Source organism: Marivirga lumbricoides, from assembly GCF_014636295.1.
Lineage (GTDB): Bacteria > Bacteroidota > Bacteroidia > Cytophagales > Cyclobacteriaceae > Marivirga > Marivirga lumbricoides.
In genome coordinates, this window is the sequence record NZ_BMEC01000022.1 from 35,496 (window position 1) to 42,704 (window position 7,209).

Here is a 7,209-nt window from a genome sequence, read left to right on the forward strand (position 1 = left end):
AGAATATCAGTTTTAAGAAATAATTCTTATTCTGGTTAGTATAACTTGAAACAAATTACGTACACAGGTTTATATAATATCATCCTCAGGTAAGGTTTAAATCTGTTATATTATAAGTTTTTAGAATTTCATAAACTGATTTACATGATAATTGATAAAATTAAAAATGGCAATAGCATTCTCGACTCCATAGGTCAAACTCCTTTAATTCAACTCAATAAAATATTTTCAGAATCTAAACTTAATTTTTATGGAAAATTAGAAGCTGCTAATCCTTCCGGCAGTTTGAAAGACAGAACTTCTGCATTTATATTGAAAAAAGCCTTTGAAGAAGGTGAAATCAAAATTGGTGACACAATCATCGAATCAAGTTCGGGAAACATGGCCTTAGGTCTAGCACAAGCATGTTTATATTATAAATTAAAATTAATTGTAGTGGTTGACCCTACTTTAAATAAACACACTGAAAAGTTGCTAAAAACCTACGGGGCACATATTGAATATGTGCTTGAACCTTTAGAGGAAGGAGGTTTTCTTTCCGCCCGGTTAAATAAAGTAAAACAACTTTTAAAATCTGTCCCTAACAGCTTTTGGACCAATCAATATGGGAATTATAACAATCCTCTAGCGCACCATAAAGCTATTGAAGAAATCATGATAGCATTAGATGGAAATGTAGATTATATTTTTGTTTCCACAAGTACTTGTGGTACTCTTATGGGGTATGCAGACTATATTTCTGAAAACAACCTTAGCACCAAATTAATTGCTGTAGATGCAAAAGGCAGTGTATTATTTGGGGGTGATTCTAAAAAGCGATTAATTCCCGGACACGGTTCCTCGGTACAATCGCAATTTTTACAGCAAGAAAGAATTTATGATTATTTAACTGTAAGCGATTTGGATTGCGTTGAGGGATGTTGGTCTTTGCTGAAATCTGAAGGTATTTTATGCGGTGGCTCTACAGGTGGGGTGGTTACAGCAATTAGAAAATATAAAGAAAAACTTGATGATTCCAGTAATTGTGTTTTTCTTTTATGTGACAGAGGTGAACGATATTTAGATACAATTTATAATCCTGACTGGTTACAATCAAATTTCCAAACCTATAAGTCTATTGATAATTCTGTAATTGGGTGGTAGATATCGGAAGTTCTGAAAATAGTAAAGTACAAACTTACAGGGTGGCTATAGTTGGAATGGGGCCCAAAGGCCTGTATGCACTAGAGCGATTGTTAGCTCAAGTAAACCATAAGTGCATTAAGGATCCTATTGAAGTACATATATTTAATTCTAATGAGAGTTTTGGTTCCGGTAATGTATACGACAAAAATCAACCTCACTATTTGATAATGAACTATGCAAGCAGCAACATCAATGCTTGGATAGAGGAAATACCTAAACCTGTAGTAGAACATCCTTTAAGCTTTACACAATGGTTAACAGAAAATCAAGTTGACAAGAAGTTCAACATACCACTAGACTTTGCTCCCAGGGCAATAGTAGGTGATTATCTAAGTAGCGTTTTTCAACAATTAGTGAATAACTCTCCAGATACAATTACCTGGTATTTCCATACAGACATAGTTGCAGACATAACAAAAATTGAAGGGAAATTTCAAATTAAAAAGCAGTCTTCTCCTGATGAGGAGAGTCAAAGGTTTAATAGCATTATATTAACCACCGGGCATCTTGGTGCAGGAGCAGATTTCTCTTCAAAGCAAAACACATCCTCTTTTATCAACTTTATATATCCTACTAAAACCAAATTAGGTTCAGTAGGGTCTGGCAACATTGTTATTCGTGGTTTTGGTTTAACATGCATTGACACAATTTTGGAATTAACAGAAGGTAGATCAGGTACTTTTACCTCTAACTCCTCAGGCCAATTGGATTATGTACCATCTGGCAATGAACCTAAATGTATTTATGTGACATCAAGATCTGGTTTGCCTATGCTGCCTAGAAATAGCAGCAATAAAGAAATCTCTTCACTCTATTATTTTACAGAGGAGAATATTGAAGCAGCTCCGGAGTTTTCCTTTATCGATCTGTTTTTACCTTTGATAAAGAAAGAATTTTACTTTCAGTATTACAAAACACTTTTCGGTATTAAGAATCGCGAGTTAAAATTTGATAAAAATTTTGATGTTATTGCTGCTCAGGTTACGGAGTTTCATTCAGAATTCCCTGAGGAAGAAAAATATAGCTGGGACAAATTTACAGACCCATTTTTGAATCAGAAATCAATCTCCAACAAGCAAATAATAGAATATTTAAAATTTTTAGTTTCAGAAGCTAAAAAAGGGTTACATGAGAGTCCTACTATGGCCGCTGCTGGAACATGGCGGAAAATCAGTCCTATATTTAACAAATATTATAGCTTCGGAGGTATGGATGCTGATTCACAAAAATTATTCGACACTCACTATTTTGGCCTATTTAATCGCCTGGCCTATGGCCCACCTATCAGAAATACCCAAAAATTGATCGCATTAGGAGAAAAAGGCCTTGTAGACTTTAGCGGAGTAAGAAATGCCAAAATCACTAAAAACGAAGAAAATAGCTACGACTTGGTATTAGAACAAAATACCACATCGCATAAGAGCAATAATTCTGAAAAAATAAATACTGATAAAATTAAGGTTGATGCAGTTATCAATGCTATTATACCTAGGGGCATTGACATGCGCCCTGACTTGTTATTTAATAATTTAATTACCAAAGGCTTACTACGTAGTTTTAAAAACAAGAATAATGGACACTATGAATCTAATGGTATTGATATTAATAAATCAGGTAATGCCATCAATGCAAATGGTTCCGTAGAAAATAATCTATCCCTTTATGGAACACCAACAGAAGGGGTAACACTGGACAATGACACACTATCCAGAACACGAAATAATTTTGCCTCAATATGGGCTCAAAATTTAATTCAGGATATTCAAAATAAAAACAAAAAGCAATCACTCAATAATAAAAGCAATGTATACAAAGGGTAATAAAACAAATGGCTTAACACCTGTAACCTCTGAATGGATGAAGCAGATAATGAGTGATAAATCGCTGGTTGAAAACTTGATTTCGATTTATGGTTCCCCAGTAAACCTTCATCATTTAACTACTTTTTCAGCTAATATCAAGAAATTTAAAGAACTGTTTAAACAATATGATCTTAAGCATCAAATTTACTATGCTCGAAAAGCAAATAAGAGCAAATCGCTCGTGCAACATGCTTTAAATAATGGCATTGGAGTGGACACAGCAAGCTTTCGTGAATTAGAGCAATCTCTGGCTTTGGGAGGTACAGGAAAAACGCTGGTACTTACATCCGCCATTAAAACCAGGGAACAATATGCATTAGCCATTAAAAAGCAGGTGCCTATTATTCTAGATAATATAGATGAGTGTGAATTAGCCAATGCTATTGCTTTAGAAGTGGGTGAAACAGCAGTTATTGGTTTTAGAGTAAGCGGATTTGAGGTTGATAATAAAAAATTATACAGTCGCTTTGGATTCGATATAGAATCACTGAAGCAATTTATATTCGAAAATATTGGCGGTCAACTTAAATATAAGCACTTAAATATAAAAGGTTTGCACTTTCATTTAGATGGCTACTCCACTCTTGAGCGTGGAAAAGCATTAAGTGATTGTATTACTATAGTAAGCGAGCTAAACGAAGGCGGATTTGGTTTAGAATTTATTGACATAGGAGGTGGCATATTAATCAATTACCTGGAAAAAGAACAAGAGTGGATCAATTTTGACAGCCAGCTAAGAGAGCAAGTAGCTTCAGGAAAAGGTAACTTGACCTTCAATCAAAATGGACTAGGTTATGAGCTTATTAACGGGAATGTGGAAAGATCATTAAAAACATATCCTTATTACAACAAAGTAAATGGTGTTGACTTTTTAAAGGGTGTGCTGGAATATAAAGCGTCTGAAGAGTCTTTGCCAAATTTCTCAAAATTACAAAGTGGAAATATAGAACTACGTATTGAACCAGGCAGGTCACTTTTAAACCAAGTAGGAATGACAGTTGCTAAAGTTGCACATCGTAAGCAAGACGCAAGGGGACAATGGTTGGTTGGTTTAGAAATGAATATGAGCCAAATGATGAGTTCAAGCGAAGATTTCCTTTTAGACCCCTATTTTATTTATGAGGATGATTCTTCTGATAAATCAGCGGTTGATGTTTTTTTTACTGGTGCGTATTGCCTTGAGAGAGACCTACTCTTGAAGCGTAAAATAACTTTACCGCAATTACCCAAAATTGGGGATTTAGTAGCCTTTGTAAATACTGCTGGTTATATGATGCACTTTTTTGAAACTGAAGCTCACCTTTTTGAGCTATCTGCTAATCTTAGCTTCGAAAGCTCCGAAAAGCTTAGCGCTTCTGATTTTGTGAATGATGATAATTTGTAAGCTTAAGTAGAGTAAGCGGTTCAATTTTTTCTCTATACTAAAGTGATTCGGTCATTTAGTTTAGAATTTTTTTAAGAACTCTCAAATAAGGGTTGAGATTAAATTTCATGTTTCGGAGCTGAGTTTACAAATTACCGCTTCGTAATATTTAAGAATTTAAATTGGTGGCTAAATAGGTAGAGGATGCATTGTTTCCTTATCGTGAGGAGGGTGAGATCCCCTGTCACTCCATAAGACAGTTAAGAGTTTGAGTAGTGAGTATATATACTCCAGATAGTCATACTCTTAACTGGCCCCACCCTTTTCCTCAATTACCTTCAAAATATTTTTTGGGGCGAAAGTTACATTCATTAAGATTTATATATTATATAATCGATTAACATATTAATATTTATTTATGCTATTTGATTTTGTAAAACTTTTACTATTCAAAACAAAATAAAAATTTTTACCAGACCGATAGATATGATCCTCACAATTGCAGAAGCGTTTATCAGATTTTAAAAATAGATAAAAGGCATTCCTTTTTGATTCCCACAGGTTCACGTTATTACAACCCTTGATCATCTGAAAGAAAACAATTTCTTAAATTCACCAATTAACTAAAAGAATTATCTAAAATTCAATCTTCTCATTTTAATTGGTCTAAGTGATTTGTTACATGCTCAGAATTTTAAAAAGAAAGTTTTAGCTTGTCCAGTATTTTCAACAAAAGCTTTATTCTGAGAAAACTCCAGGCTTAAGTTGGAAACATATTCGATTTTTAGCATGATGTATGTTTAGCTTCTAATTAATTACTCATTTCTTTTTTACAAAAAAATAATTGGTGAGGTTTTGCTTTCTTTCTATTTAGTCCAGTAACATACCAATCTAATATTACATTGCCTATAGATGGTTATGGATACAAGAACTGACTATCCTATGGTCAATAAATCAATAAAATACCATTTTATAGAAAAATTATTTAATTTTTTGAAATTACTTACATCCACAGGCTAGCTACCTACTATCCTAGTATCTTTATAGCTTTATTTAAACTACCTTATATGAAAACAATCTTTACTAATGTAATTGCTTTATTATTGGTTTTATTATGCTTTAATGGCTTATCACAAGTTCAAAAATGGGAGAATAGTTCTGCTTTTCCCGGTACAGCAAGAAGTGAAGCAATAAGTTTCACTATCAATAATGTAGCTTATGTAGGACTTGGATCAAATAGTTCTCAAAAATTTACGGATTTTTACAAGTTTGATCCAGTTACTGAGCAATGGACACAAATTGCAAGTTTTCCTGGAGAAGCCAGATCCGGTGCTATTGCTTTTACTGCTTCTGGAAAAGGTTATGTCGGAACTGGAATGAGTACATCTTCAACAAGATTGAAAGACTTCTACGAGTACGACCCAACATCTAACACCTGGGCTCCAATAGCAGAGTTTCCAGGCTCTGCACGGAATTTAGCCTCTTCATTCAGTATCAATAATATTGGATATGTAGGACTAGGTAAAAGTGCTAATGATGAAGAATCTGATTTCTATAAATTCAATCCTGCCAGTGGTACCTGGTCTGCAATAGCAGGATTAGGAGCCGATAATAAAAGATTACAAGCGAAAGGTTTTTCTGTAGCAGGCAAAGGATATATTACAGGAGGAACTGAAGTTGATGAAGTTAATTATACTACTACAACATTTAGTGATGTACAATCATACGACCCCATAACTAATACATGGAGTGAAGAAGTCTTTGCTGATAGTAAACTCAGTGGACTAAACGATGCTTCCCTTTTTGTTGATGATAATAATTTGGTTTATCTACTTGGAAAATCTTATTCATTTTCTACAAGCTCCTATACTGCTAAATCAGTAAAGTATGATCCTTCCGATAATTCTGTAACTACATTTACTCCGGCTTTTGCATCGGCAGGAAGAAGTTATTCAGTTGCTTTTTTTGTGAATAATACAGCATACGCAGGCTTAGGTTCTTCTAGTACTTCTTTTGGCGGAGCAACTACTTACCATAATGATTTACAAAAATTGGTCACAGTAGAGCCCCCTGCTTCACCAACTAATTTCTCCGCATATAATATTTCTAAAACAAGTGCAAGGATTTCATGGACCAGACCTTCAGGGATTGATTCTGTTGTGGTCAGTATTTCCCCGATTAACAATGAAAGCTATGTTGAACTTGATATGGTTAGATATTCATCCTATTATGACGTAACAAACTTAACTGAAGGCACAAAATATTATATTAAATTAGAATCTTTAAAAGAAGGAGTTAAATCAACCCCATTATTGGGAAGTTTTACTACTTTAAGTGATGTACCAATTGCTATCACAGATCTTCATGCTGATACCACTAACATCTTAGGGTTTAAACTTACATGGAGCAGAGAGAGGTCCTCTTATTATGATAAATACTATGTTGAGAGAGCAATTGGTGAGGGGGCTTTTGAAAGAATAGATACTGTAGATTATGGCTACACTACAGAATATTACGACAGGGATATCATAGACAAAAACAGTGATTTATTCCGGTACAGAATATTCATCTACAACCCTGATAAAAACACACTATCCGAGTCATCGAATATAGCAGAGGTCACTACTGAATACATGGCCCCAATAGCCATAGAACCTTCTATTACAGTGTACTTGTAAGCTTCCCTTAAAACCGAACTGTTTAAAAGTATAGAAATATTTATTAATTTTAAACAGTAGTTATGAAGAAGAGTAAATTTTCACCACAACAAATCGCACGGATTTTAAAGGAATTCGATAA

Annotated in this window: 4 protein-coding genes; all 4 read left to right on the forward strand. The window is 34.1% G+C overall.

What is annotated here, in order from left to right; all coding sequences use genetic code 11:
* The first annotated feature begins 144 nt into the window (after window positions 1-144).
* The 4 genes from sbnA (at window position 145) to IEV85_RS23495 (ending at window position 7,088) form a co-directional block, all read left to right on the forward strand.
* Window positions 145-1,143 carry a 2,3-diaminopropionate biosynthesis protein SbnA gene (gene sbnA, locus IEV85_RS23480; protein ID WP_188467717.1) on the forward strand — a complete coding sequence of 333 codons (999 nt, stop codon included), beginning with the start codon at window positions 145-147 and terminating at the stop codon, window positions 1,141-1,143.
* Complete coding sequence (locus IEV85_RS23485; protein WP_188467718.1) at window positions 1,137-3,005, forward strand: FAD/NAD(P)-binding protein; 1,869 nt, start codon at window positions 1,137-1,139, stop codon at window positions 3,003-3,005. Before sbnA ends, IEV85_RS23485 begins: the two co-directional genes overlap by 7 nt.
* Entirely contained in the window at window positions 2,989-4,431 is a 1,443-nt protein-coding gene (locus tag IEV85_RS23490; RefSeq protein ID WP_229712710.1) for a type III PLP-dependent enzyme domain-containing protein, read from the forward strand. Before IEV85_RS23485 ends, IEV85_RS23490 begins: the two co-directional genes overlap by 17 nt.
* A 1,046-nt stretch (window positions 4,432-5,477) precedes the next feature.
* Window positions 5,478-7,088 (forward strand): Kelch repeat-containing protein, encoded by a 1,611-nt coding sequence (locus IEV85_RS23495; protein ID WP_188467719.1) that lies wholly within the window; start codon window positions 5,478-5,480, stop codon window positions 7,086-7,088.
* Window positions 7,089-7,209 lie beyond the last annotated feature (121 nt).

Excerpts from the sequence above, each read along its gene's own strand:
- IEV85_RS23490 (WP_229712710.1), top strand. The coding sequence starts at position 2,989 with ATGTATACAAAGGGTAATAAAACAAATGGCTTAACACCTGTAACCTCT.
- sbnA (WP_188467717.1), top strand. The coding sequence starts at position 145 with ATGATAATTGATAAAATTAAAAATGGCAATAGCATTCTCGACTCCATA.
- IEV85_RS23495 (WP_188467719.1), top strand. The coding sequence starts at position 5,478 with ATGAAAACAATCTTTACTAATGTAATTGCTTTATTATTGGTTTTATTA.